Raw genomic sequence first — 23807 nt, 5'->3', positions numbered from 1 at the left:
TCCTCTAAGAAGGTGAGCTCGAATTCGTATCAAGCTATAGAAGAGTGTGGGACTGCATTCAGTGTAACGTGAGTCAGTTTTGTCCGGCTAGGAAGTTAATTCCTTCAATATTCATCAATTGATTAATTATTGAAGTTGGCTTGATCCTGCGGAAGCCGTGCTTTACTTGGCTCTTTTAAGTTGATTACATGAATATCATTTAAACAAAAATCTTGCCTTTCATGTAGAGCACGCCGTCGCCAGACACTCTTACTTGTTCGCCAATAACTTCACAATGAAGAATACCTCCGCGCTGAGAAGCTTGGTAAGCAACCAGTGATGTTTTGCCTAATTTTTCTGCCCAGAATGGTGCTAATCCAGCGTGAATCGAGCCGGTTACGGGGTCTTCGTCACCACCATTTGCAGGCCAAAAGTAACGCGATACAAAGTCTTGTTGATCACCTTTCGCGGTAACGACCACATCGTAAGGAGCGAGTGTCTTGAGGTGCTCTGAACGGTATTGAACCTCAAGTACCTCCTGCTGGTTGCCGACCACCACGAAATACGCTTGAGGGCTAAGCAGTACGCGTTCCACATCGCAACTTAGGCCATCAATCAATGCCGAGGGAATATCAGAAACGGCTTTTGGAGGACGAGCAGGGAACGTCATCTCGATCTTACCTTGCGCATTCTTCTCTACGGTGAGGGTTCCTACTTCCAGAGTATGAAATTCAATCGTGCCATTAATGCCAAACTCATCAAACAGCACTAACGAAGAGGCCAGTGTTGCGTGTCCACAGAAATCGATTTCAGTAATCGGAGAGAACCAACGAATCTCATATCGGTTTGCGCCAATGGATTTTAGAAAAGCCGTTTCCGACAAGTTGTTTTCTGTCGCGATATTTTGCATCAATTCTGGGGCTAGCCATTCCTCTAACGGTACGACCGCTGCTGAGTTGCCTTTGAATTGCGTATCGGTGAAGGCGTCCACCACGTAGATATCCAATTCCATTTTCCTTCCTTGTTCCGTGAGCGATTAATTAGCATAAACCAAGTGCAATTAAGAGAGTAAGAAATTTGTGTTAGAATCTTAAAGTGTCAAAATTATAGATTATTTTGTGTTTTTTGATACTTACTGACAAGGATTCGGACTGCTGGGTACTTACACTAGTGTTGAATTCATTGAAAGGAAGAAAAACATGAAAGCGATCTACAAATCAGTTTTGGCATTGAGTGTTTTTGCGGTCGGTTCTGCCCATGCATTTGAACTCGTGAGTAGAGATATTCAAGAAGGCCACCCGATGGCGAAGACATTTGAATACTCTGGTTGGGGATGTGATGGCGGGAATCAATCACCACAATTGATGTGGAAAGAAGCTCCAAAGGGCACAAAAAGTTTTGCGATCACCGTGTATGACCCCGACGCGCCAACAGGCAGTGGTTTTTGGCATTGGATAGCGTTTAATATTCCATCCACCGTTAGCGAACTGCCTCGAGGCATTGATATGAACAAGTTAGGCGGCAAAGAATCTCGTATTGACTACGGCACAACGGGGTTCGGCGGCGCGTGTCCTCCAAAGAATGATGGGATGCATCGTTACCAGTTTACGGTGTGGGCATTGCCAACTGAAGAACTGAATTTGGATGAAAACACGCCACCAGCCATTGTAGGGTTTACTTTGAATAGTGTTGCTTTGGGTAAAGCGACATTAACCACGACTTACACGCGATAATTGAATATAAGGGGAGAGAATGGGTCACCAATATCAGGTTACGCTGTTTCGTGCGGAGCAGCAGCAGAAGCTTCGTAATGTCAGGATTCACTCCCCAAGCCTTATTCAGATTGTTAAGGGGAGTAAACATCTTTTCTGGAAAGATGGAGTACTCGACATCCATCATCCAAATATCATGCTTTGTGAAGCAAATGCATCCCTAAATTTTGAAAATCTTCCTCTACAAGGGCGATTTCTTTCTCGAATGTTCAGTTTTCACTGTGTGCCTAGCGATGAAATGTTGGAGCTAAGCATGAGCAACGCATTAGGAAACTATGTACCCGTTGTTGAGACAGATAAAGCATTGCAAGCGACGTTAAATGCTTTGTTTTCGTTTGAGCGGGAAAGCTTAAGTGAAGCGACACAACGCTATTGGATTATGGGTCTATATCAGCAGCTAGCTGAGAGAGGGTTATTGCATCGGTTGTTCTCGAGTTCACATATCTCTTTTAGTCAGAAACTTAGTCGTTACTTATCGCGCTCTCCAGGGGAGGAGCATCCATTAGATATGGTCGCGGGGCACTTTGCTATGAGCCGAGCAACATTGATACGAAAACTGAAACAAGAAGGTACCCAGTATCGTGAAGTATTGGCAGAAGTGCGCTTAAATCACGCACTTTACTTGATGCAAAATGGCTCGTATAACGTTGCTATGCTCGCACAGTTGTGTGGTTATCAGTCAGAGGGGCGTTTTAGCCAACGCTTTAAAAGTAAGTTCGGCCTAACGCCCAGCGAGTATATTAAAACGGTAGTGAGTTAATGTTTTACCGCTTTTGTATTTTTTGTGCTTTTTAGGTTAGCCATAATATTTGGCTTTCATTCGCAATGCTACATTCACCAAAGCAATCAACACAGGCACTTCGATCAGCGGACCAATGACACCAGCAAAAGCTTGGTCTGAGTTTAGGCCAAACACCGCGATAGAAACCGCAATTGCCAATTCAAAGTTGTTGCCTGTTGCCGTGAAAGCAATTGACGCGTTTTTGTCGTAGTCGATGCCCATTTTCTTACCAACGAAGAAGCTGACAAAGAACATCAACACAAAGTAGATAGCCAGTGGAATTGCTACACGGAATACATCCATTGGCAGTTCAAGAATCATTTCACCTTTCAAGCTGAACATCAGTACGATGGTCGCAAGCAGGGCGATAAGCGTAATTGGTGAAATGCGTGGGATGAATACGTCGTTGTACCATTGTTCACCTTTCGCAGCGACCAGCCATTTGCGGCTTAGGAAGCCCGCTAGGAATGGGATACCAAGGTAAATAAGAACGCTTTCCGCGATGTCCATCATCGAGATATCAACTACGAAACCTTCGTAACCAAAGACTGGTGGCAACACAGTGATGAATAACCATGCCATCACACTGTAAGTCACGATTTGGAAAGCGCTGTTTAATGCAACTAGAGCTGCACCGTATTCTTTGTTACCGCCACCGATATCGTTCCATACCAATACCATGGCAATACAACGAGCAAGACCGATCAGAATGATACCAACCATGTAACCCGGATGATCACCTAGGAAAGTCAATGCAAGGATGAACATTAAAATAGGGCCGACAATCCAGTTCATGACTAAAGACAGCGTGATCGCTTTTTTATCTTTCGTCACTGTACCTAGCAGGTTGTAGTTCACCTTTGCTAGTGGCGGGTACATCATCAAAATCAAACCAATCGCGAGCGGTACGTTCGTGCTGCCGACTGACATTGACTCATTCCACTCAGCAACTTGAGGGAACGCTGCGCCAATACCTACACCGATTGCCATTGCGACAAAAATCCACACCGTTAGGTAACGGTCCAAGAAGCTCATTTTGTCGCTGGCACTATTTAAAACTTGAGTAGTCATAGTGTTCTCTTATTCGTTTATCGTCGAAAAGCGATAGTTGAAGGTATAGTTTATCTCTGCACGCCTGACCAGCGTGCAAAGGGAATCAATCAAATAACTTGGAAAAGCCTAGATTGAACTGATCAAACGCGTCGCGTTGAATGCGGTAACACACCTTAGGTGGGTTTGGCTCGGCGCTGATAAAGCCTGCTTGCTTGAGAATACGCAAGTGCTCGGAAACAGTAGATTGCGCAAGACCCAGTTCAGAAACCAAATCACTGTTCAAACAACCGCCCATGGTATCGAGCGTGTGCAGGATATGCAGAATGCGCAAACGTGCTGGATGCGACAAAGCTTTTGCTTGCGCTGCTAGAGTTTGTTCTTTCTCGAGCTGTTGTTGCGTTGTCTGAAAAACGACTTCGCACGTGTCCTTGCACTTATCACTCATTCGCTGGCCTTAATAGTTAATCGTCGAATTGCGATAAAGTGTACGCCTGCTCTGTGGAAGATGCAACAAATCGATGAAAAAATTAATCGTGAAATAACGATGAATAAAAAGTTGAAAAAATATATCTTTTAAAAACAGTGATATAATTAAAAATTAAGCAGGTTACTAAAAGTTAACTAATTGCACTATATTTCTAGGTTACCATAATAAACCACATCCGACGCACAATGGTTACTGCGTCATCTTGTGAACTTATTTAAAGGTAATCCCATGAGCAACGTACTGATCATCAATGCACACGAACCATCACCATATTCAGAAGGTCGTCTAAATGCTTCTCTTGTCGACAAAGCACAGACGCTTCTGCAAGCAAAAGGCCATGAGGTTCGCGTTGTGACAATGCAAGATGAGATCAACGTAGATGAGCAACTCGCACACTTTGAATGGGCTGATCGCGTGATCATCCAAAGCCCAATCAACTGGATGTCTGTGCCTTGGTCATTCAAAAAATACATGGACGACGTGTTTACTGCGGGTATGGGCGGCGCACTGTGTGCATTTGATGGCCGTAGCGCAGAAGAACCAAAGAAAAACTATGGTACAGGCGGTACTCAAACCAACAGCAAATACATGCTTTCACTGACATTCAACGCGCCAGAAGAATCGTTTGATGATGAGAGCGAATACCTATTCCAAGGTAAAGGCGTGGATGATTTGATGTTCCACATGCACGCTAACTTCCGCTTCTTTGGTATGTCAGCACTGCCTACATTCGCTTGTTACGACGTGATGAAGAACGCAGATATCGAAAACGATTTTGTTCGTTTCGAAGCTCACATTAACGAAAACTTCTAATCCTTTTAGAAAGATAGTGCGAACTGAATGATGAATTGAGATGGACTGCTACATGCGGTCCATTTTTATTTGTTTGCGGCGAGGTGACGTTTTTATTACTCTAAAGCACTAAATGTATCTAGCTTACTTTTCGTTACCTAGATTAGGTGCGTATCTTGAGGTGTATTGTGGAAAGCAGAATCAGTGTAGATAGCAAAGGTCGTAAGTCAGTGGTGAACGTATGTGCGGAGCCATGTGCTATCGAGAAAGGGATGCGTCTAATTGGTGGTAAATGGAAAGGTTCTCTGATTTATCATTTGAAAGACGGCCCAGTTCGTTTCAATGACTTAGCACGCATGCTAGGCGGTGCAAGTAAAAAGATGATCGACCAACGCCTGAAAGAGCTAGAAGCGGAAGGTATGGTGGTGCGCAAAGTGATCAGCGACCGCCCAATTGCCGTAAGCTATGAACTAACAGAGTTCGGCCGTACCGCACTTAAGATTCTTGATGATTTGCGAATTTGGTCTGAAAAGCATCAAATTGAGCTTCGTTAAGACCAAAGTAGTTAATCGCAAACGTTACTCTCTTTTGAAAGCTGATTAACAATACATCGCCGTTTATACCCAAGTAACTTAGATGTGCTTCATTCAAATCGTAATTTGTTTCGTAAAACAACGTACTCTTTCGAGTCAGGCATATCGAGGCTACTTGAGCATAATCGTACTTTTTAAGTTTTTGATTTCTAGTTATTATTTTATCATACTTAGTAAGTTGTAGAATAAATCACTCACTTCAGTTGAATTTAAAAAAGCACTATTTAATTCCAGTTTCTTTTCAAAATCGGAATATTTATCGAATTCCTCTTTCTCAACTAAACCTATTGGTGAGTTGTCGTTAACGTGGCTTTCATATTTTTTGATGGTATATAATTTAGACTTTTCGTCAAAATATTGAATTATCTTAATGTTAACGTCAGGTCTCTCCGTATTATACGTGATCGTAATTTTTTCATAATCTTTATTAATCGGAGTCGTAAGCCCTGTAGGGTAGATGATTTTAAACCCATTAATGTCATTCTTCTTCGTGCTTTTATAATGTTTTGAGTATGAAAAGTTTTCAATTGCACTTTTAGTGACGATAATTGACTCACCTTTCTTTAAACCGTATTCGGTACATTCATAATCGTCGACAACCGTAGAATTTCTTTTCTTTTCAATCAGGTAGGACAAGGTTGCAGATGTCCCTCCGTGTTCCAGTTTTTGTTGGTTTACAGAACAATAGAAATGACCTTTGTCCACCGTCATTGCGTTGACTTGTTCCGGATTTGAAATGGTGGGATGTATATCTTTTGCTGGATCGTTGTCGCTTCCTCCTGAACCGCATCCAACTAATCCGATACAAACGGCCATATAAAGCAAAGAGATTTTATTCATACTGTATTTCTCAATTAAGATGTGTGATTGCAAATAACGATTAATTATATTTATATAAAGTGAAAATTTTTATTTTTAATTGAACGGTGTTTTATTGATAATTTAATCGTTTGCTTTTATTTTGTCTCTTACGGTATCTATGTTTTCATTTATGGTATGAATTATTAGAATTGCACAATTGTGAGTTGCAATAGGATAATAATCGCTAGCCAACTACTTGTGTAGGTACCGTTATGATTTATGTATCCGTTAAGTCTAAGTTTTTAGTCTTAATTTCATGTATTTATCGTGAAAGTGACTTAGAAGTAAATACTTAACGTCGTTTGAGGGGAGCCTGGACTTCACTGATCTTGTTTTTCATCAAGACGTTGTATAATGAACAAGGACTCTATTTCCAACTTGTTGATACATATCAGATCTCACGGATCTGATATGCATTCCAAGTTATTCTCACTAAGGCAAGAATCCTAGCTTATTTAAGGATAGAAAGTTTACTTGGGTGTAGAAGATATTAGTAATCCAATGTGCCACGGATAGGGTAGTTATTGTTTGGATCGCGAATCCATGCCAATCCGCGTGATAGCGCGCCAAGCTCAGGGCGAACAAACGGGTTGTTTGAAATATCCACCACGTGTAAGTCGCCGTGTTCATTCACCACAAACAGACCTGGTTCTGCGAAATTATGATCGGTTTCCTGTTCAGATCGAGGAATAGATACATACAAGCCTAGCGTTTTCATTTGTTCTTCGGTCAGGCCGTAAGCGATAGAGAAGCTGATTTCGAGTTTCTCTAGATGCCCCTCTAGCTGTGCTTTTGAGTCGCCAGAAACGGCAAGAATATCGACGCCAGCATCAGCGAAAGCCTGTTTGTAACTCTCAAGCTCGTTGAGGTACTTAGTACAAAGAGGGCAGTGTTTACCACGATAAACGAATACTGCTTGCCAAGTCGCATCACCTTGCGGCTGACCCAACGTTACGCTTGAACCATCTAGCAAAGTGGCTTGAAGATGAGGGAAGCTGTCGCCCGCTTTAAGTTTCACTGAAGTTGCCATATTGACTCCCGAATTGGTGGTGTATATCCATGAATGCCCCTTTCTCAACAAAGCGATTGGGGGATGAGACTTCAATGTAGACTCTGTTTTGCGGTGTTTCAACTAGTTAACTTTTAGTAACCTGCAATAAGGTAGTAGAGTGCAAAAGATGAAAAAGCAGAACTTAAGATACAACGAAGTGGGGGTGTAGTATCAGGAGCTAAGTTCTGCTTGAGGTTAGGCTATGACCACTGGAACATATCGTTAAGATAAACCAGAGTCATCACTTCTATTTTATTACTCGATTGAGCTAGGCGTTGCTGAAAAAAGTACGCCATCATTGGCTTCTTCATTTCTTCCTCCTTTAGCTGACGAGTAAATTATGTGTATAAAAGGGGATATAAAAAAGAGAGTGCTTTTGTTGGCTTTTTTCCTAATAACGTAAATATATGGGGCTTTAAAGCCGAATTTGGAGGTTAATTGTGGAAAAGGGGAACAGATAATTAGGAAGTTTTCTTATTTTATTACCGCCAACTTAAGTAAACTATTCCTATCCACAAACTTCACAGATCTAAGGTTGATTCAGTGTCTGATCTCAATTTGTTTCGCTATTACCAACGATTACTCTCGTTTAGTGTTGGTGATGAAACAAAAACCACGTTACAGGACATTGCTGACATCATGTTCACTTCTTCTCGGCATGCTCGTAGCCTGCTAACGCAGATGCAGCAGAAGGCGTGGTTGAGCTGGCACCCGAAAGCTGGGCGGAACCAACGATCGACTCTTATTCTGAATATGGAGTTAGACGTTTTAAAAGAGAGCTTGGCTCTTGAACGTATCAAGCTAGGCAAGTATGAAAAAGCACTGGCGATATTAGATGAAGACGAAATGGCATTTGGCCGTTTGTTAAAAACAACGTCTGGTGCTTCTGTTCAAGAAGGACAGCTCAATATTCAATTAACCTATAAGCGAATGTTTGAGCGCGTCGTTCCACATCAACTTCAGCGTAGCAGCGAACGTTTCTTATTAAGGCAAATCTATTGTTGCTTAGTTTCGAGTGATAACAATGGGAAAGTGCAACCAGAACTCGCACATCACTGGCGTTATGACGAAGACACCTACGAATGGACTTTCTACCTTCGTCCAGGTCTGACTTTTCATAATGGTAATTCCATTGATGCAGAAACAGTGGTTAGCTTGTTTGCAAAGTTGAGTTCATTACAGTACTACGAAAAAGAGTTGGCACATGTTGCTAACATTACTGCGCCAACGCCATTGAAAGTTGTTTTTAAGCTTAATCGAGCTGACTTGGGCTTTGCTGGACTTATTTCTGGTGTGAAATACGGCATTCAACCAGTAAGCCAAGTTAACGTAGCGAATAACAAGCTGGTGGTCGGAAGTGGCCCATTCTCTGTTGTCGAGCACAATGAAAGTCGTTTAAAACTGCAAGCATTTAATGGTTACTATGCATGTAGAGTTCTAACGGATTTGGTGACTATCTGGATTGTTAATGACGAGCAAATGGAGAACCCGTCATTGGCAGCAAATACGTTGCAAAGGGATACTTCGCCCGAGGAGGATTTGTGTGGACACTATATGTCGACGCAAAACCGAGAAAACTCATCGGCGAGCAAGCGTAGCCGAATAGAAGATGGTTGCTTATTCGCCTTATTTAATCAGCACGCTAAGCACAAACTTTCTTTAGCGCAGCGCCGTTATATTAGTGAGCTAATTCAACCTGAGCACTTGGCCGAAGTGATGCGCCGCGAGAATATTGTATTTGGGAGTATACCCGCTTATAACCTGCTACCAGGTTGGAAGCCAGTGCTCCGTCCGTTTAGTGAGCCGCTTAAGTTACCTAAACATATTACGATAGCGGGATATAACTATACCGCGTTGCGTCGCTGTGCGCGGGCTATTTCTAATCGTTTGGCGAGTGTTGGCAGTAAAGTAGAAATTGTTATGTATTCCTACCGTGAGCTGAACGAGAAGGCTAAGAACGGTGAGCTAAATGAGACAATGGTCGTAACGAACATAAACTTAGATGATAATCGTCATGCCTCAGCGTTCACGAACTTCTTCAGCAACGCTGTGCTATTCCACACTTTGGGAGAAAAGAACGCACAATGGTTAGATGAACAACTACAGAGAGTCAGATCTTTCGTTCCACTTGAGGACTACCTTAATGCATTGGAGCCAATTTCATCGACGTTGATCAGCGAGTATTGGATTGCACCTATGTTCCACCATACACAAACTTTGCGTTTCCAAGGTGTTTTAGAAGACGTCGCTCTTACTAACTGGGGTTGGCCAGATATTCGCTCGGTGTGGTCGGCGGATTAACTGCTTTAGTTATTGAGCAAAGTGCTGCTTCACAAATTCAATGAAGGCTCTGGTTTTCGCCGATTGATAGATAAGTTGTGGGTACACCAAGTAAACCGCGTTGTGCTGGTGGTCAGTTTCTTCCGATAGAACCTGCACTAGACGGCCGTGCTCAACGTCTTGTTCGACAAAGTAACTTGCTAACCGAGCAATGCCATAGCCAGACAGGGCTGATTCTTTGAGTAAGCGGTTTTCATTGCTTGAAAGCCAACCTTGGGTTTGAACTGTTCCCGTTTTTAACGGCCACTCTTTTTGATGCAATGTGGTTAAGCATTGATGCTCTTGTAAATCATCTAATGTCTCCGGCGTACCTTCTTCTTGCAGATACTGAGGAGAGGCAACCAGCCAGTGGTGGTAGTCCAAAAGGTGATGAGCAATCATATTCTCTGGCGGCGTTCTTGTTGCTCGAAACGCAAAGTCGACGCTGGTTTCCGTCAGATTAAACGCTTGATAGCTAGAAAGAATCTCGAACTCTACGTTTGGATGTAAAGCGCGAAACGCTACGCACAAATCATGCAGCACCGCTTCGGCAAACATCTTGGGAGCGGTAAGACGAATCAGACCGTCTATTTGTTCAGATCGCTGACTTAAACTCTTTTCCATTTCCATTACGCGGCGTTTGAGATCTTCCGCTTGTGCAAAGATCGATTCACCTTCTGCCGTCAATCTCACGCTGCGTGTGGTTCGAACAATCAAAGGCGTGGCGAGTTCCGATTCCAATCGCTTGATTTGTTCCGACAGGTAACTTTTAGAGATACCAAGTTGCTCTGCTGCTCTAGAAAAGTTGAGTGTTTGAGCCACTTCAGCAAACAGCATCAGTTTTTCGATTCTCTTATAATCTGCCATCTTGATTGCTCGTCTTTATTGTTCGCTTTAATTGTTCGGTAACGAGGATAATGAATTCGATTTTACGGTATTAAACTAATTTTTACGAACGGTAAGATGGTTCGAGTTAACTTAAGAAATTGAAGATGCAGAAATCGGAAAAGTGAGAATAACGATGAACAATCCAACACTACCGCTCGCCAAAACCTTACCTAACGTTAGCCGCTTGGTCTTCGGCTGTATGGGACTTGGAGGGGAGTGGAATCGCAACCCATTAACCGCCCAAGATGAAAACCAAGCTTATGCCGCTGTCGAGGCTGCATTAGAGGTTGGCATCAATCTCTTTGATCATGCGGATATCTACAAATTCGGTAAGGCAGAAGAAGTGTTTGGGTGCATCTTAGCCAATGACTCAACCTTACGAGAGCGAATTTATCTGCAATCTAAGTGCGGCATCCGTCTAGGAGATGAGCAAGGTGTTAAGCAGTATGACTTCTCTGCCAAATGGGTGACGGCTTCTGTTGAGGGCATTCTTGAGCGCCTTGGCGTGGAAAACCTTGATGTTTTGATGCTGCATCGTCCTGATCCTCTGGTTGAATTTGAAGAACTGGGCACAGCGCTCCAAGCACTGAAACAAGCTGGCAAAGTTAACCACTTCGGTGTTTCTAACATGAACAGTGCTCAAATTGATCTTCTTCAACAAGCAACGGGCGAAATTGTTGTGGCGAACCAGTTGGAAATGAGTCTGGCTAAGTCTGACTTCATCAAGCAAGGCATGGGGCTTCCTTCGTCTGCATCTGACTACGTTGCAGGAATACTGGAACATGCCCGTAAGCACAATATCCAACTGCAAGCGTGGGGCAGTATGGCGCAGGGAAGATTCTCAGAGCGTGGTTTACATTCTGATGATCACAACACCAGACAGGCGGCGGAGATGGTAATGGCGCTAGCAGCTGAATATGGTGTGTCGTCTGAGGCGATTGTTTTAGCCTTCCTAACGCGTCACCCAAACCAAATTCAGCCTGTTATTGGTACTGCAAATCCACAACGTATTCGCGCTTGTGCTCAAGTAGAGAGCGTCACGCTATCACGCAGCCATTGGTATGGCTTGTTCGAGAAAACCCTTGGTCATGAGATTCCTTAGGAGAGAAAAATGAAATACGTACAAGTTCAAACTCTAATTCAAACGGCATTGGAAATTGCGACAGCTCGCAAGCAAAACATTGCGGTTGCCGTGGTTGATACACATGGAGAATTGCTCGGTTTTGCCCGAATGGATGATGTGAGCGTGCAAGCAGGTTTGTTGGCACAAAACAAAGCCTATACCTCGGCTAGAGACCGTCAACTTAGCGGCAATCTGGATGCTTGGGCTCGTGAGACGGGTAAGCAGTTGAGTTATTGGACTGACCCAAAGATCACAGGCTTTATGGGTGGTGTACCTGTAGAACAAGAGGGGAAAGTCGTCGGTGCAATTGGTATCAGTGGTTTGGCTGAGCAAGATGATGAAGCACTTGCGATGGAAGTATTAAACGCGCGTTGAGTATAATGTTTATCAGTAGGTGTGATGCTTTGTCCAGCTTTGTACTCACTGTAGGGACTCAAGTTCACAGGCTTCGTCGAGTCACAATGCTAGCTAATAGCCTGAAGTAAGCAGAAGTTGAAATCGCGAACTATGATTAATTTATTTGAAAGCTTTGAGGCCTAAATATGTTTCATAAGGTATTCGTTTCGCTATTTTTTGTTCTCCTCTCAGGCTGTGGTACGAGTGACAGCGCGTTAAAAGAGAGCGGTTATGATGAAGCTTATATCCAAGGCTTTCATGACGGTCGGCATAGTGGTATGCAAGAGGCAGGGAATGATTTTGAACACTATATTAAGGACGAAACAAGGTATCAAACCGACTCAGATTATCGGCAAGGCTGGGATGCTGGTGAGGTAGAGGGTAACAAGTTACAAAAGCAGGCGACCGCGATAGGACAAGGCATGATTGATAATTCATATGAAGAACGTGATGTCTTTGATCCTGATAAAGTGGCGAAAGATGCAATAAAAGGCGTTGATACATCGGAATTGAAAAGCCTAGAGTAACGGACTGATATAAAGAATAAAACTCGTCATTTGACGAGTTTTATTTTTGTCTAAACGATTCATGTTTCAACGCTCAACAGGGCATTCATCGTTTGGGTATGAGCAATGTCGTTAATCACCTTTCTTGTTCTTTTGTTCAAGGATTAACGATAACAGGCGAACGAGCAGGGACTGAGCTTCCGGTGAGAGCAATCGCGCCACGGCCGTTAAGTCATTTGCTGTGACATGCTTAACATCACGTACATCTAAGGCAATATCTAGGTCAGTCAAATGAAGCGAACGCAATATGGCACGATATTGTGAGAGTTTAAGATCGGACTCTCCGCGCTCGATCCTTTGATATGTTTTTACGCTCATTCCAGCGATGTTTGCCATTTGCTCACGGGAGAGGCCATTCGATTTTCGTCTTGCGATCAGTGCTTGAATTATAGGGTCTACCTGCATGTGCTCTCCTGAAAGGACAGTTTTGACCTAAACGGAGCAAGAAGTGGACCAGTTTAACCACCACATATTTACCTGCTTTGCAATCAGTATAAAAATAACTGTCTTATAAAAACGTAAATATTTTAGTCAGTTATTAACTCAATGGAAAAGTATCAATCATACAAATCAATAGAAACGAAAGCTTCTATTCGCAAAATGCAACGCATTTTAGATCATTTATTTAGTGAAATTGATCAGCAACATCGTGAGACTAAAGAGAATGTTGTGACACTGATTCAACAGTCACAACAGCGATTGATGAACTACAAAGAGCTTTACCTTCACAAAGAATCGATAAGTGAAGTAGAGCTGCGGATGGCGCATGAAAATATGAGTGAGACTGAGAAGCAGGTCGCCGATATGGGTATTCCAGTGTTAACTTATATCATTGGCGCTCTAGATAAAGCGTATTAACACAGTCGTAAAGTCGGGCGATACAAGATTTACGCAATTTCGATCAATTGATGACATCTAAAAGAAAGGATGCAAATGCTGGGGAACCACACCCAGCATTCGGACACTCATTTACCTATATTTTCGAACCGTAAATCAGTGTTTAGAGGTATGTGAACCGAACAGTGTCGGTACGCAGCGAATAATAGCGATATTGTCCGATCTAGGCTACGTCCTTGGAATCTAACACCTTCACTTAAACTGTAAATTAATCTGTACACCCAGCCAAATTGAGCCATTGAGCACGTTCTGCCTTCTCTTTAAGCGATAAAAGACTAATTAGTGACGAAAAAAACAACACATCTTAGGTAAAAGATAAGAGTTGTTAAAATATATCGCTATAAGATTGACCTTTTGCTTTTCAATCGTCCTGCTTATGCCTTACAATCTTTTCGAACCAAATCCATTCATAACGAATGGGGTTGATGAATTAAGATGAACAATTTTGCTTCGAACCCAAAGTTGCGCACATTTCATCAACGATGACATCGCCAAAAACGACTCTCAAGTGTTCATGTGCAAATGATTAACCACCTTTTGTTGCATGTTTTCTTAGCCATACAGGGCTCTTGTAACATAGTGCTCTTGTAACCAAATTTTGACTAAGTCGGAGCGTTTTGTTGTGTGCTTTAGATAAAGCACAACTGGCGAGAAATTAACGGATTGAATTTAGAGGTATTAACCGTGAACCTAAAACTTGTCGGCAGCTCCCTGATCGTTGCAGGTACTGCTCTTGGCGCTGGTATGCTTGCTATACCAATGGTGCTTGCTCAATTTGGCCTCCTTTGGGGCACTCTTCTTATGTTGTTCATCTGGGCTGGAACGACTTATGCTGCGCTGCTCCTTCTTGAAGCCAGTTGCAAAGTAGGTGGTGGTGTGAGCATGAATGCAATTGCTCGCGAAACGCTTGGTAAAGGAGGCCAGTTGGTAACCAACAGCTTGCTTTACGCCCTGTTAGTTTGTCTATTAATGGCTTACATCATTGGTGCGGGTGATCTGGTACAAAAAGTAACAGCCTCAATTGGGCTTCCAACATCTACGATCTCAAGCCAAGTCGGTTTTACTCTTTTAGTTGGTATCATTGTTTCGGCAGGTACAGGGGTAGTAGATAAGCTGAATCGCGGTTTGTTCCTAGGCATGATCGTAGCGCTGATCCTGACACTTTTTGCGCTTGCACCAAGCGTCTCGTTTGAAGGACTTGATGAGGTTGTGAGCGACGATAAAATGGCACTTATCAAAACCAGTTCGGTGCTTTTCACCAGTTTCGGTTTTATGGTCGTGATCCCATCGCTTGTAACTTACAACAAAGAAGCGAGTAAAACACAGCTGCGTAATATGATTATCGTGGGCTCAACTATTCCGCTTGTTTGTTACCTATTATGGTTGTTAGCGGTTGTCGGCAACCTACCACCTCATGAGCTTGTTCAATACTCCAACGTAACAGAGTTGATATCGGTACTAGGTCAGCAATACGAGGGCTTAGAGTTCATCCTATCCATGTTTACTGGTTTGGCACTACTAACGTCGTTCTTAGGTGTTGCAATGGCGCTATACGATCAAAATGCAGACCTACTGAAAGCAAGTAAGCCAGTGATTTTTGTTACTACTTTTGTGCTACCACTATTAGGTGCTGTATTTGCGCCAGAACACTTCCTAGCTATTCTCAGCTACGCGGGGATTATTCTTGTGTTTCTCGCGGTCTTTGTCCCATTATCAATGACCATGAAAGTGCGCCGAGTGCCGGTAGAAGATGACAATATTTATGAAGCTGGTGGCGGCGCAATGGGAATGAGCATGATCTTCCTATTCGGCTGTTTCTTGCTGTTTGCCCAAGCAGTATAAAATCACGCTAGCTTATTTAAAAACTGAGCCGCTCGTAGTCAAACGGGCGGCTTTTTTGTATTCATAGCCGAACCCAGGCCACTCAAAGTCATCAGCATTTGTGATGTTTGACGTTTCTCTGATAATCACGGTTAGCGCTGACTTTTTAGTAAAACTCCTTAGCGAAAGGCTGACATGTACAGTGATTCACCCTTCTATTATATCGATGTTGATATGAATAAGAGGCTCTGTTGTGTCAAAGCAATTATCTTTTGCCATGGTTGGCGTTATGTTGTCTTTAGGTGTGTTGAGTACAGAAGCGGTGGCTGACCCAAAGCATAAGCATGGACATCGGTACGATCACCATCATGCGCATCACCACCATCATAAACACAAGCGCAAGCACAAGCATAAACATAAACACAAACATCGTGACGTTATTTATGTGGAGACCCGACGACCAAGGCGCAGTTACTATTACCATGACCGAATTCCTCGGAATAGTACCTACATAAAGATTGGAGATTTCACTTATCTAAAAGTGGACGACCGCTATTATCGTCGTTCTAATGATCGCTATATCCATGTCGAGTTCAATTAAACTTGAAAGGACACATAGTCGGCGTTCTTGTAATGTTGAGCTTAATAGCACCAACATGGCACATGTAACATCGACCAATACTAGGGTAGAGGGTTAAAAACAAAAACAGCGAGCCGGTGCTCGCTGTTTTCGCTTAAATGAGTGTTAGACAGTAAATCTATTTAAGATTTGATCTTGTTTATGTACATCTTCTTGTTGCGCCTGCATCGCGTCGTTGGTTCGATTTGCCGATTCGGCGACTTGAGTCGATAGGTCTTTAATATTCACCGTATTGTTGTTGATCTCTTCAGCGACAAGGCTTTGCTCTTCCGCTGCTGAGGCAATTTGCAAGTTCATATCGGAAATACGCTGAATCGCATCACGAATGCGTTGTAACGCACTATTTGCTAAACCCGCTTTTTCAACGGCCTCTATAGCACTACCTTTGCTTTGATGCATGGCATTTGCCACAGATGAAGCGCCAGATTGTAGTTGCTCAATCATAGTACGAATCTCTGTTGTCGACTCTTGAGTTCGTTGTGCCAGTGTACGTACTTCATCTGCAACAACGGCGAAGCCTCGGCCAGACTCTCCCGCACGTGCAGCCTCGATTGCGGCATTCAACGCGAGTAAGTTCGTTTGGTCCGCAATATCGTTGATGACTTTTAGAATCGTTTCGATATTGGCGGTAGCAGATTCCAACACTTGTACTTCTTCGACTGCAAGGTCAATGCTATCGGAAAGCATGTTTATCGTTTGTGTCGATTCACCAACGATAGAAGACCCCTCAACCGTTGCTTGGTCGGCTTCTTTGGCTGCACTTGCCGCACCTTGCGCATTATTAGCAACCTCTGTCGCGGTGACAGACATCTCATGCATCGCGGTAGCAAGTTGTTCTAGCTCTTGCAGCTGAGTGTGAATTGCGCCTGCCGAGTCTTTTGCGCCCTCAGCGGTGATTTGAGTTCCGTTTAAAATTTGATCAGAAATACGTTTCGACTCAATGATTTGCTGTTGTAAGTTCTCCATGAACGTATTGAAGTTTGTGGCAAGCTCAGAAAACTCTTGGTCAGTATCTGTTTCGAGGCGTTGTGTAAGGTCGCCTTTCCCTGATGCTACATCTTTAATCGCATTGTTTAGCGTGTCCAAAGGACGCATGAGAGTGCGAATCAACAGAGTTAGGGCGATAATAGATGCAATCACGGCAATGATTGAATAAATAATAGCGTTGTTACGAAGCTCTCCTACGGCAGAATAGGCAACAGCTTCATCGATCACCGAACCTACGTACCAGTTCTCGCCAGGAATGTGAGTCAGGTTAACCATGTAGCGGTTGCCATCAATCTCAACATGTTGTGCTGATTGCGTAAGTTCGATTTGCGGGAGGTAGCTACCGACCTTCTCGCCGTTATACTTACTTTGAGGGTGAGCAATGGTTGTGCCATCAGCGGTGATCAGAAATAAGTAACCAGCATCAAACAGATTCACTTGGTTGACCAGATCAGAAAGGGTAGTTAATTCGAGGTCATAAAACATACCGGCTAAAAACTGGCCATTTTCTTTTACTGGCGTACCAACAGAGATGATAACGTTTTTCGAGGACGCATCGACGTACGGATCGGTTACGACCAAATCGCCTTTGCTCTTAGCTGCAATAAACCAAGGACGCTGACGTGGGTCGTAGTCTGGACCCGCATCCCAGCCGTCGTCATTTTCAATCACAAAGCCATTACTTTCATAACCAAAACCGATGGCAAGGAAGCTGCTTTTTGGCGTCGGTCTTTCAAGTATGTTTTGAACATAGCTATGTGAACTGGGATCAAGCTCAATCACTTCAGTAATGGAGCGAGCGAGATCCTTCTTTGCATTCATTTCTGATTGCACAGTGTTACCAACACTGGTCAATATCTCGTTTACACTTGAGTCGATTTGCTCCTGAGTTTGGGAGCGGATGGTCATAACTTGTTGTGTCGACAATAACGACACGGTAATTAGCAGCAAAAATGAAGAGGCTGTGACAACCTTATGTCTGAATTTCATGAGCTTTCCTCTGATTCTCCCGGTTGGTTCCACTTTGCTTTCGCCTCTTTTAAACCGAGCGAATTGGGCATAAAGAGAAACCTATTGTGTTTGGTTATATTTTTATCGACATCTTTGTCAAAAACATGAACTCATTTGTCGTCTTTTTTAACTAAATTTAAACAAACCGACAATTTACGTTAAAACTTGTGAGTGTGATCATGTTTGCGAGCTCAATTAATGAAATCGTCATAATGAAAAGAATTGCTTAACAAACAGTGGCATTAACTGGCTTTACAGGTGAGGTGATGAAAATTTTGTTGGTGCTGAAAGGTGTTTTGTTGAAGTTTTGTCTTTGTAAATTATGAGCTTTTTACTAAAAGCCTAATGTGGACGGAGTTTTAGGTATAAAAAAGGCCCCGACGATGCGGAGCCTTTGTTAATTGACGTCTCGATTTTAGAAAATAAGATGAGCAACGCCAGCAATCACAGGTAATGTGATTAACGTACGTAAAATGAAGATTACGAAGAGCTCTACAATGTTTACTGGAATTTTGCTGCCTAACAGTAGGGCACCTACTTCCGACATGTAGATAAGCTGAGTTACTGACATTGCTGCAATAACAAAACGTGTCATTTCGTTATCGATTGAGGCCGCTAAAATTGCTGGAATAAACATATCCGCAAAGCCAACAACGATTGTCTGTGATGCTGCAACAGCTTCAGGGACTTGCAGTAGCTCTAGGTATGGGATAAACGGTTGACCCAGAATTGCAAATACAGGCGTGTATTCTGCAATCACCAATGCAACGGTACCAAGACCCATAACTACAGGTAGTACGCCAAATACCATGTCGACTGCGTTGTGTACGCCTTCTTTAAATACAGACTGAACCGATGTGACTTGACCAGCACGCTTAAGAGCTAGATCCATACCCCAAGAGAATGTGGTGTGGCCTTCTGGCACTGCATCTGCGTCTTTATCTGGGTTGCTGCCGTCAATGTAGCGATCTTTCTTCAGACTAAGCGGAGGCAGGCGAGGAATGATAATCGCAGCTACGATACCAGCTAGACAGATAGCGCCGTAGAAAGGCAAAAATAAGTGCTCTAGTTTTACCTGAGCGATAACAACTAAGCTAAACGTGATCGATACTGCTGAGAAAGTGGTCCCGACAACAGCCGCTTCACGCTGAGTGTAGAACTTATTTTCGTATTGCTTGCTGGTTAGCAAGATACCAACACTTCCGTCGCCTAACCAAGATGCCATACAGTCAATTGCACTGCGGCCAGGTAGGTTGAATACCGGACGCATTATTTTACTGAGTAACGCACCAAATAGCTCCAGAAGACCGAAGTTCAAAAGAAGCGGAAGCAGTAAACCCGCGAAAATGAAAACGGCAAACAGAGTAGGTAGAAGACCAGTAAGAACAAGCCCGCCAGTGTTCTCTTCCCAAATTGCTTTTGGACCCACTTGGAAGAACGTCATTAACACGGCAGCGCCGCCGATTAAACGAACAACGAGCCAAAGTGGAGATGGGTTGAAGAGACCGTTTAAAAAACCATTACGTAAAATTGCAGCTGGCTTAAAAATTTTGCAAAGAACAGAAGCAACGGCCATGAAAGCGATGATACTGGTGACGATAGCAATCAAGGTATCGCCTAACACCGCTGGGATGACTTTTGCCATCACGGCAACGGGAATGGTTAGGCCGCCATCGTAAGAGATCGGAGCCATAAAGAGTAGAAGACCAATTAGGGAAGGGATGAAAAACATCCAAAAGTTGCCCTTAGGAGCTTCAGTAGCATTAGTGGTGTTATGCATAGTTGTCTCGTGTTACTACTAGTCAATACTTGCCATTTCCATGACATAAATATTCACTAAACATCCGTATTTAATCACAGTTTTGCGGAGGGTACCCGCAAACTGCATCCATTGCAATACTATTCATTAAATACATCTAGTTATTCAGCCGATTTGTCGGGTAATTGGTCAAATAACGTCTAAGTGTATGCGAATATGTTGCTTGTGTTAGAAAATTGTAGCACGAGAGGCGAATTGCGCAGTGAATTATGGGGCGCATTGTGACTGGAATAATAAAATGGTAAACAAATGTGATTTTGATCTAACTAACTTCTTTGCCAGAAATTCAGTTAGCCTTATCTATTCTAAGGTTTTTAGTGGTGTCAAAATACCGTTCAGCGTTTCTTGTACCGTTGCAGTGTGAACCTATTGAGCCAAATCCGATTGAAGCATGTCGCTTCAATCGGATCGAAATTTTATGCTTTTTGTTGACGGCTAAGTATGTATAGGTAACTCCAGTAAATCAGAGCCGTAGAAAAAGCCAATATTGCTGGGAAAACCAGCGTATATAAACCATATACCATAAATAGAGCCCCTCCCGCGACGCCGCCAAACAAAAAGCCAAAGAAAATGAATAGGAATAATTTTGCTTTACGTCGGTCAAATTGACGACCTCTCAAGCTCTCTCCAATCATAATCCCTAGATCGGTGATGATTCCGGTCATATGTGTGGTTCTGACTACTGCGCCGCTAAACGTGGTGATCATGGCGTTTTGTAATCCACATGCTGCTGATGCTAGATATTGGCCGTACAAATCCCCTTGCACCAAAAAGCCCAAGCTGAGTAAGAGCAAGCTCCCTTCTATGCACAGTGCAACACCATATCTTCGCCCTAGTTTTAACGCACTGCTTTCAATAAAAAAGCCGCTAAAGGCAGCGCCAATCAAAAAGCTAAATACGATGAAGAGCAGGTGAATGGAGCTATCCACACCTGTTAGCAAGCTGTTCCCTAGCTGAGTTACGGTTCCCGAAAGATGAGTTATCGCTTGGTGTTGAAAGCCGAGAAGACCAACGGCGTTGACGCAGCCCGCGAGAAGAGCTAGTAGAAACGCGCCATATTCCACCCAACGAGGAAGTCTGGAAATCACAATAAACCCCCACCAAATATTAGGAGCCGATTATAGCGCTCACACCGAGTTACGAAACCCTTTACAGTAAAACTCGATTGATCATTCTCAAAAAAATCTCACTTATAGGGCGGTTGTCCGAGCCAAAGTAAATACGTGAACGCGGATTGCTCGCTAGCAGATGTGTTCCGTTGTGCATTCGAAACTCACCCACCCGTGTTTCATTTGTTCATAGACTGAAACGGTAGGTTGGTGGAACTCTTTATCGGTAAATAGACCGACGGGAATGATCATGATTTCTGGGTATGCAGCAACGAACAACCTCATTGTCGTGCCGCAGGATGGACAAAAGTCATACTGAACCTCACTGCCATCATCGCCAATTCGGGTATAGCTAGTGACTTCACCGTTTAAAGTGACATGCTCTTTTTCAAAGCGAGCTTGTACCCCAAAAACACTGCCAGTTCGTTTTTGGCATTCGAAGCAATGGCAGACAGACGTGTGGGTGGGCTCTCCCTTACAACGGATCTCAACTAAACCGCAGGCGCACTCGCATGTATGAATGGTTTTTGTCATCGTGATTACCTATTTGTCCCAATACACCAATAGACCTAGAGCACAGAGCTTATGTCACTGGCTCGTTATGAGCTCTGGACTTGAAACTATTTGGATACAATCAGTTTAGTTTAATTTTGAAACACTTGAAGAGGTGAAATCATTTGGGTATACAATGGTATACTCGCTTTTCGTTTATACCTTGAAACAAGGAAGTCTTCATGACTCACAAAAAAATCCTGCCGATACCACTTATTCTACTTATTCCAATCGTTTTATTGGTTGTGGTTGTGATCGCGGGTGTTTATCGCTTTAGTTTGTCTGATGACGAGATCATGGCTAAGTTTCCTCAAACAGAAGTAGAAACGAACGTTATTGTGCAAGAGACGCTTGGTATCACTGCACGTAATCCTTGGACGATCCAAGTCCCCGAGCAGGGTGCGGTCACTTTTCTTGATGAGTGGGATAAAGAAAACGGCTATTTGATAGGTGGCTATGATGCAGGTGCGACGAAAGGTCAGGTACTTGTTCCAACTGCGTCGATTAGCCAGCGTGAGATTGAAGGTGTTTCATGGGTTGTTGCACCGATGATTGTAACGACACAAGGTAGCGGTTCGTTTAACTATGTTGGCTTGTTCAAGTTTGACCCCGTGCCGAGCCGAGTTGTCCTTTTAGACAGTATTTTTGTTGGTGACCGCGTGAAATTTACTCAGCTCGAATGGAAAAGTGATACAACTATCACGCTTTCATATTTAGCGCACGGTGACGATCAAGCAATGGCAGACACGCCAAATCAATTCAATTCATCCACATTACAGCGTGTAGGGAATAACTTACATATGCAACAGTGATGAATTTTTTTTGAGTTCTGTAAAAATTCAGTATTTTCTGCGCTAGATCTCGAAATTTCCTAGTGATTTCTTATTCGGGAATGCATAAGCTATGAGCCTTGTTTGAAAGGAGATAGTAATTCCCGTGTCTACAAATGAAATTACAAGACGGTTGCCGAATCTGACAAGTCGTAGAGCGCTGCTGTTATACTCCTTGCCAGTTTTAGTTGCGATTGGTGTTTCTCACTCTCTCAAAGAGTCATCTTTAACCAAAACCATCGCATTGAACCTACCTGAATCTCAGGTCGTTGAAAAAATTCTTGATGCGACAACTGCCGAAGTTGTCACTCCCCCGAACTTCGAATATCAAATCCAAGCAGGTGACAACCTAAGCACTATTTTTAGTCAGCTCGGTTTCGGTTACAGCTCGTTAATGAAAGTAATGGAAACGGATTTGAACTACTTGGCACTTGATACACTTAAGCCGGGCAATACGCTCCGTTTCTGGCGTGATGATGCGACAGGCGAGTTAGCGAAAATGGAACTGCAATTTTCTATTGCAGATAAGGTGGTCTACAAGCTGAATAGTGATGGTAGCTATGACTTTACTGATATTTCCATTCCTGGCGTGTGGAGCCAAGAACCTTTAGTTGGCGTTATTCAAGGCAGTTTTTCTTCTTCTGCGAGTCGTTTAGGTTTAACGTCGGCGGAAGTGAGTCAAGTCGTAAGCTTACTCAAAGAACAACTTAACTTTGGACGTGATCTTCGTGCAGGTGATCGATTTGAAGTTGTTCGTCGCTCACAAAGCATCAATGGTGTACCAACAGGTAAGAACGAAATTGAGGCGATTAAGATTTATAATCGCGGCCGCGAGATCACCGCTTACCTTCATACTGATGGTCAATTCTACAATGCCAAAGGTGAAAGCTTACAGCGCGCATTCCAGCGTTACCCTGTAAGTAGTCGTTGGCGTATCAGTTCTGGCTTCAACCCTAATCGTTTACATCCAGTAACGGGGCGTGTTGCGCCGCACAACGGCACTGACTTTGCTGTACCAACCGGTACACCAGTCGTTTCTACTGGTGATGGTACAGTGATCATGACTCGTAAACACCCCTATGCGGGTAACTACGTGGTTGTTGAGCACGGCAGCAAATACAAAACCCGTTACTTACACCTAAGTAAGATTTTGGTGAAGAAAGGGCAAAAGGTTTCTCGAGGCCAGCGTATCGGTCTTTCTGGTAAAACAGGTCGAGTGACTGGGCCACACCTTCACTATGAGTTGATTGAATACGGCCGTCCAGTTAACGCTATGCGAGCAAATATCCCAATGGCGAGTTCTGTTCCTAAGAAAGAGATGGCTACTTTTGTCGCGAACAGAGATGAAATGGATAGACTATTACGCGATAAAGAGAAAGCAGTGCTGTAATAAAGTACTTCGCTTAAAAAAACAAAAAGAGACTAAGCATAGCTTGGTCTCTTTTACTTTGTGCATTAACTAGATTTGAATTCTATGACA

At 43.3% G+C, this 23807-nt stretch carries 24 protein-coding genes; 13 read left to right on the top strand and 11 right to left on the bottom strand.

Translation table 11 applies throughout. The features are described from left to right. Positions 1–199: 199 nt before the first annotated feature. Complete coding sequence (locus R7Q48_RS03775) at positions 200–991, bottom strand: PhzF family phenazine biosynthesis protein (RefSeq protein WP_005375437.1); 792 nt, start codon at positions 989–991, stop codon at positions 200–202. A gap of 187 nt (positions 992–1178) precedes the next feature. Here R7Q48_RS03775 and R7Q48_RS03770 point away from each other — a divergent pair, with 187 nt between their 5' ends. Together R7Q48_RS03770 and R7Q48_RS03765 are read left to right on the top strand one after the other, a co-directional pair. Then, positions 1179–1712 carry a YbhB/YbcL family Raf kinase inhibitor-like protein gene (locus tag R7Q48_RS03770; RefSeq protein ID WP_005375444.1) on the top strand — a complete coding sequence of 178 codons (534 nt, stop codon included), beginning with the start codon at positions 1179–1181 and terminating at the stop codon, positions 1710–1712. Between the two features lie 19 nt (positions 1713–1731). Continuing rightward, on the top strand, positions 1732–2511 hold the full coding sequence (locus R7Q48_RS03765) for an AraC family transcriptional regulator (protein ID WP_213879493.1): 780 nt from the start codon (positions 1732–1734) through the stop codon (positions 2509–2511). A 36-nt stretch (positions 2512–2547) separates the two neighbouring features. Here the strand turns inward: R7Q48_RS03765 and arsB are convergent, their stop codons facing one another. Next, on the bottom strand, positions 2548–3603 hold the full coding sequence (gene arsB, locus R7Q48_RS03760; RefSeq protein ID WP_005385145.1) for an ACR3 family arsenite efflux transporter: 1056 nt from the start codon (positions 3601–3603) through the stop codon (positions 2548–2550). 85 nt (positions 3604–3688) lie between these two features. Continuing rightward, the gene (locus R7Q48_RS03755) at positions 3689–4030 is read right to left on the bottom strand and encodes an ArsR/SmtB family transcription factor (RefSeq protein ID WP_005375451.1); all 342 of its coding nucleotides are present in this window, start codon (positions 4028–4030) and stop codon (positions 3689–3691) included. A 270-nt stretch (positions 4031–4300) separates the two neighbouring features. Here R7Q48_RS03755 and R7Q48_RS03750 point away from each other — a divergent pair, with 270 nt between their 5' ends. Together R7Q48_RS03750 and R7Q48_RS03745 are read left to right on the top strand one after the other, a co-directional pair. Further along, positions 4301–4885 carry an NAD(P)H-dependent oxidoreductase gene (locus R7Q48_RS03750; RefSeq protein ID WP_017635228.1) on the top strand — a complete coding sequence of 195 codons (585 nt, stop codon included), beginning with the start codon at positions 4301–4303 and terminating at the stop codon, positions 4883–4885. A gap of 167 nt (positions 4886–5052) precedes the next feature. Continuing rightward, the gene (locus tag R7Q48_RS03745; RefSeq protein WP_054865851.1) at positions 5053–5418 is read left to right on the top strand and encodes a winged helix-turn-helix transcriptional regulator; all 366 of its coding nucleotides are present in this window, start codon (positions 5053–5055) and stop codon (positions 5416–5418) included. Between the two features lie 195 nt (positions 5419–5613). Here the strand turns inward: R7Q48_RS03745 and R7Q48_RS03740 are convergent, their stop codons facing one another. Further along, entirely contained in the window at positions 5614–6297 is a 684-nt protein-coding gene (locus R7Q48_RS03740) for a hypothetical protein (RefSeq protein ID WP_054865852.1), read from the bottom strand. Between the two features lie 511 nt (positions 6298–6808). Then, positions 6809–7348, bottom strand: coding sequence for a redoxin domain-containing protein (locus R7Q48_RS03735; protein ID WP_104980833.1), 540 nt, complete (start codon positions 7346–7348; stop codon positions 6809–6811). Between the two features lie 564 nt (positions 7349–7912). Here R7Q48_RS03735 and R7Q48_RS03730 point away from each other — a divergent pair. Then, positions 7913–9670 carry an SgrR family transcriptional regulator gene (locus R7Q48_RS03730; protein ID WP_256902616.1) on the top strand — a complete coding sequence of 586 codons (1758 nt, stop codon included), beginning with the start codon at positions 7913–7915 and terminating at the stop codon, positions 9668–9670. A gap of 9 nt (positions 9671–9679) precedes the next feature. On the opposite strand, the gene R7Q48_RS03725 is transcribed toward R7Q48_RS03730, so the two are convergent. Beyond that, complete coding sequence (locus R7Q48_RS03725) at positions 9680–10555, bottom strand: LysR family transcriptional regulator (protein WP_256902617.1); 876 nt, start codon at positions 10553–10555, stop codon at positions 9680–9682. A 154-nt stretch (positions 10556–10709) separates the two neighbouring features. Between R7Q48_RS03725 and R7Q48_RS03720 the strand changes: the two genes are divergently transcribed. The 3 genes from R7Q48_RS03720 to R7Q48_RS03710 all read left to right on the top strand — a co-directional run bounded on the left by R7Q48_RS03720 (position 10710) and on the right by R7Q48_RS03710 (position 12622). Further along, positions 10710–11678 (top strand): aldo/keto reductase family oxidoreductase, encoded by a 969-nt coding sequence (locus tag R7Q48_RS03720; protein WP_256902618.1) that lies wholly within the window; start codon positions 10710–10712, stop codon positions 11676–11678. A 9-nt stretch (positions 11679–11687) separates the two neighbouring features. Beyond that, a complete protein-coding gene (locus R7Q48_RS03715) occupies positions 11688–12074 on the top strand; it encodes a GlcG/HbpS family heme-binding protein (protein WP_256902619.1) in 387 nt (128 codons plus the stop codon). Between the two features lie 167 nt (positions 12075–12241). Then, on the top strand, positions 12242–12622 hold the full coding sequence (locus R7Q48_RS03710; protein WP_005375467.1) for a hypothetical protein: 381 nt from the start codon (positions 12242–12244) through the stop codon (positions 12620–12622). A 111-nt stretch (positions 12623–12733) separates the two neighbouring features. Here the strand turns inward: R7Q48_RS03710 and R7Q48_RS03705 are convergent, their stop codons facing one another. Then, a complete protein-coding gene (locus R7Q48_RS03705; RefSeq protein WP_213964117.1) occupies positions 12734–13066 on the bottom strand; it encodes a helix-turn-helix transcriptional regulator in 333 nt (110 codons plus the stop codon). Between the two features lie 141 nt (positions 13067–13207). Here R7Q48_RS03705 and R7Q48_RS03700 point away from each other — a divergent pair, with 141 nt between their 5' ends. The 3 genes from R7Q48_RS03700 to R7Q48_RS03690 all read left to right on the top strand — a co-directional run bounded on the left by R7Q48_RS03700 (position 13208) and on the right by R7Q48_RS03690 (position 15980). Next, positions 13208–13519, top strand: a complete 312-nt coding sequence (locus R7Q48_RS03700) for a hypothetical protein (protein ID WP_005375472.1) — start codon at positions 13208–13210, stop codon at positions 13517–13519. Between the two features lie 723 nt (positions 13520–14242). After that, positions 14243–15400, top strand: a complete 1158-nt coding sequence (locus tag R7Q48_RS03695) for an amino acid permease (RefSeq protein ID WP_005375474.1) — start codon at positions 14243–14245, stop codon at positions 15398–15400. Positions 15401–15632: 232 nt separating this feature from the next. Further along, a complete protein-coding gene (locus R7Q48_RS03690; RefSeq protein WP_017821612.1) occupies positions 15633–15980 on the top strand; it encodes a hypothetical protein in 348 nt (115 codons plus the stop codon). Positions 15981–16124: 144 nt separating this feature from the next. Here the strand turns inward: R7Q48_RS03690 and R7Q48_RS03685 are convergent, their stop codons facing one another. From R7Q48_RS03685 to R7Q48_RS03670, 4 genes are all read right to left on the bottom strand, one after another. Beyond that, positions 16125–17996 carry a methyl-accepting chemotaxis protein gene (locus R7Q48_RS03685; protein ID WP_025768473.1) on the bottom strand — a complete coding sequence of 624 codons (1872 nt, stop codon included), beginning with the start codon at positions 17994–17996 and terminating at the stop codon, positions 16125–16127. Between the two features lie 436 nt (positions 17997–18432). Then, the gene (locus R7Q48_RS03680; protein ID WP_017635848.1) at positions 18433–19797 is read right to left on the bottom strand and encodes a YjiH family protein; all 1365 of its coding nucleotides are present in this window, start codon (positions 19795–19797) and stop codon (positions 18433–18435) included. Between the two features lie 455 nt (positions 19798–20252). Further along, complete coding sequence (locus tag R7Q48_RS03675; protein ID WP_225496299.1) at positions 20253–20924, bottom strand: YoaK family protein; 672 nt, start codon at positions 20922–20924, stop codon at positions 20253–20255. A 153-nt stretch (positions 20925–21077) separates the two neighbouring features. Beyond that, on the bottom strand, positions 21078–21479 hold the full coding sequence (locus R7Q48_RS03670; protein ID WP_025768472.1) for a GFA family protein: 402 nt from the start codon (positions 21477–21479) through the stop codon (positions 21078–21080). Between the two features lie 200 nt (positions 21480–21679). Here R7Q48_RS03670 and R7Q48_RS03665 point away from each other — a divergent pair, with 200 nt between their 5' ends. Beyond that, on the top strand, positions 21680–22309 hold the full coding sequence (locus tag R7Q48_RS03665; protein WP_115386736.1) for a hypothetical protein: 630 nt from the start codon (positions 21680–21682) through the stop codon (positions 22307–22309). Positions 22310–22433: 124 nt separating this feature from the next. Then, complete coding sequence (locus R7Q48_RS03660; protein WP_025768471.1) at positions 22434–23717, top strand: peptidoglycan DD-metalloendopeptidase family protein; 1284 nt, start codon at positions 22434–22436, stop codon at positions 23715–23717. The last annotated feature ends 90 nt before the right edge of the window (positions 23718–23807 follow it).

The sequence above is a fragment of the Vibrio sp. 378 genome (assembly GCF_033339435.1).
This window is presented reverse-complemented; position numbering and strand designations above follow the sequence as displayed.

Excerpts from the sequence above, each read along its gene's own strand:
- R7Q48_RS03705 (WP_213964117.1), bottom strand. The coding sequence starts at position 13,066 with ATGCAGGTAGACCCTATAATTCAAGCACTGATCGCAAGACGAAAATCG.
- R7Q48_RS03680 (WP_017635848.1), bottom strand. The coding sequence starts at position 19,797 with ATGCATAACACCACTAATGCTACTGAAGCTCCTAAGGGCAACTTTTGG.
- R7Q48_RS03735 (WP_104980833.1), bottom strand. The coding sequence starts at position 7,348 with ATGGCAACTTCAGTGAAACTTAAAGCGGGCGACAGCTTCCCTCATCTT.
- R7Q48_RS03685 (WP_025768473.1), bottom strand. The coding sequence starts at position 17,996 with ATGAAATTCAGACATAAGGTTGTCACAGCCTCTTCATTTTTGCTGCTA.
- R7Q48_RS03775 (WP_005375437.1), bottom strand. The coding sequence starts at position 991 with ATGGAATTGGATATCTACGTGGTGGACGCCTTCACCGATACGCAATTC.
- R7Q48_RS03700 (WP_005375472.1), top strand. The coding sequence starts at position 13,208 with ATGGAAAAGTATCAATCATACAAATCAATAGAAACGAAAGCTTCTATT.
- R7Q48_RS03770 (WP_005375444.1), top strand. The coding sequence starts at position 1,179 with ATGAAAGCGATCTACAAATCAGTTTTGGCATTGAGTGTTTTTGCGGTC.
- R7Q48_RS03755 (WP_005375451.1), bottom strand. The coding sequence starts at position 4,030 with ATGAGTGATAAGTGCAAGGACACGTGCGAAGTCGTTTTTCAGACAACG.
- R7Q48_RS03710 (WP_005375467.1), top strand. The coding sequence starts at position 12,242 with ATGTTTCATAAGGTATTCGTTTCGCTATTTTTTGTTCTCCTCTCAGGC.
- R7Q48_RS03750 (WP_017635228.1), top strand. The coding sequence starts at position 4,301 with ATGAGCAACGTACTGATCATCAATGCACACGAACCATCACCATATTCA.
- R7Q48_RS03715 (WP_256902619.1), top strand. The coding sequence starts at position 11,688 with ATGAAATACGTACAAGTTCAAACTCTAATTCAAACGGCATTGGAAATT.
- R7Q48_RS03740 (WP_054865852.1), bottom strand. The coding sequence starts at position 6,297 with ATGAATAAAATCTCTTTGCTTTATATGGCCGTTTGTATCGGATTAGTT.
- R7Q48_RS03670 (WP_025768472.1), bottom strand. The coding sequence starts at position 21,479 with ATGACAAAAACCATTCATACATGCGAGTGCGCCTGCGGTTTAGTTGAG.
- R7Q48_RS03665 (WP_115386736.1), top strand. The coding sequence starts at position 21,680 with ATGACTCACAAAAAAATCCTGCCGATACCACTTATTCTACTTATTCCA.
- R7Q48_RS03720 (WP_256902618.1), top strand. The coding sequence starts at position 10,710 with ATGAACAATCCAACACTACCGCTCGCCAAAACCTTACCTAACGTTAGC.
- R7Q48_RS03765 (WP_213879493.1), top strand. The coding sequence starts at position 1,732 with ATGGGTCACCAATATCAGGTTACGCTGTTTCGTGCGGAGCAGCAGCAG.
- R7Q48_RS03725 (WP_256902617.1), bottom strand. The coding sequence starts at position 10,555 with ATGGCAGATTATAAGAGAATCGAAAAACTGATGCTGTTTGCTGAAGTG.
- arsB (WP_005385145.1), bottom strand. The coding sequence starts at position 3,603 with ATGACTACTCAAGTTTTAAATAGTGCCAGCGACAAAATGAGCTTCTTG.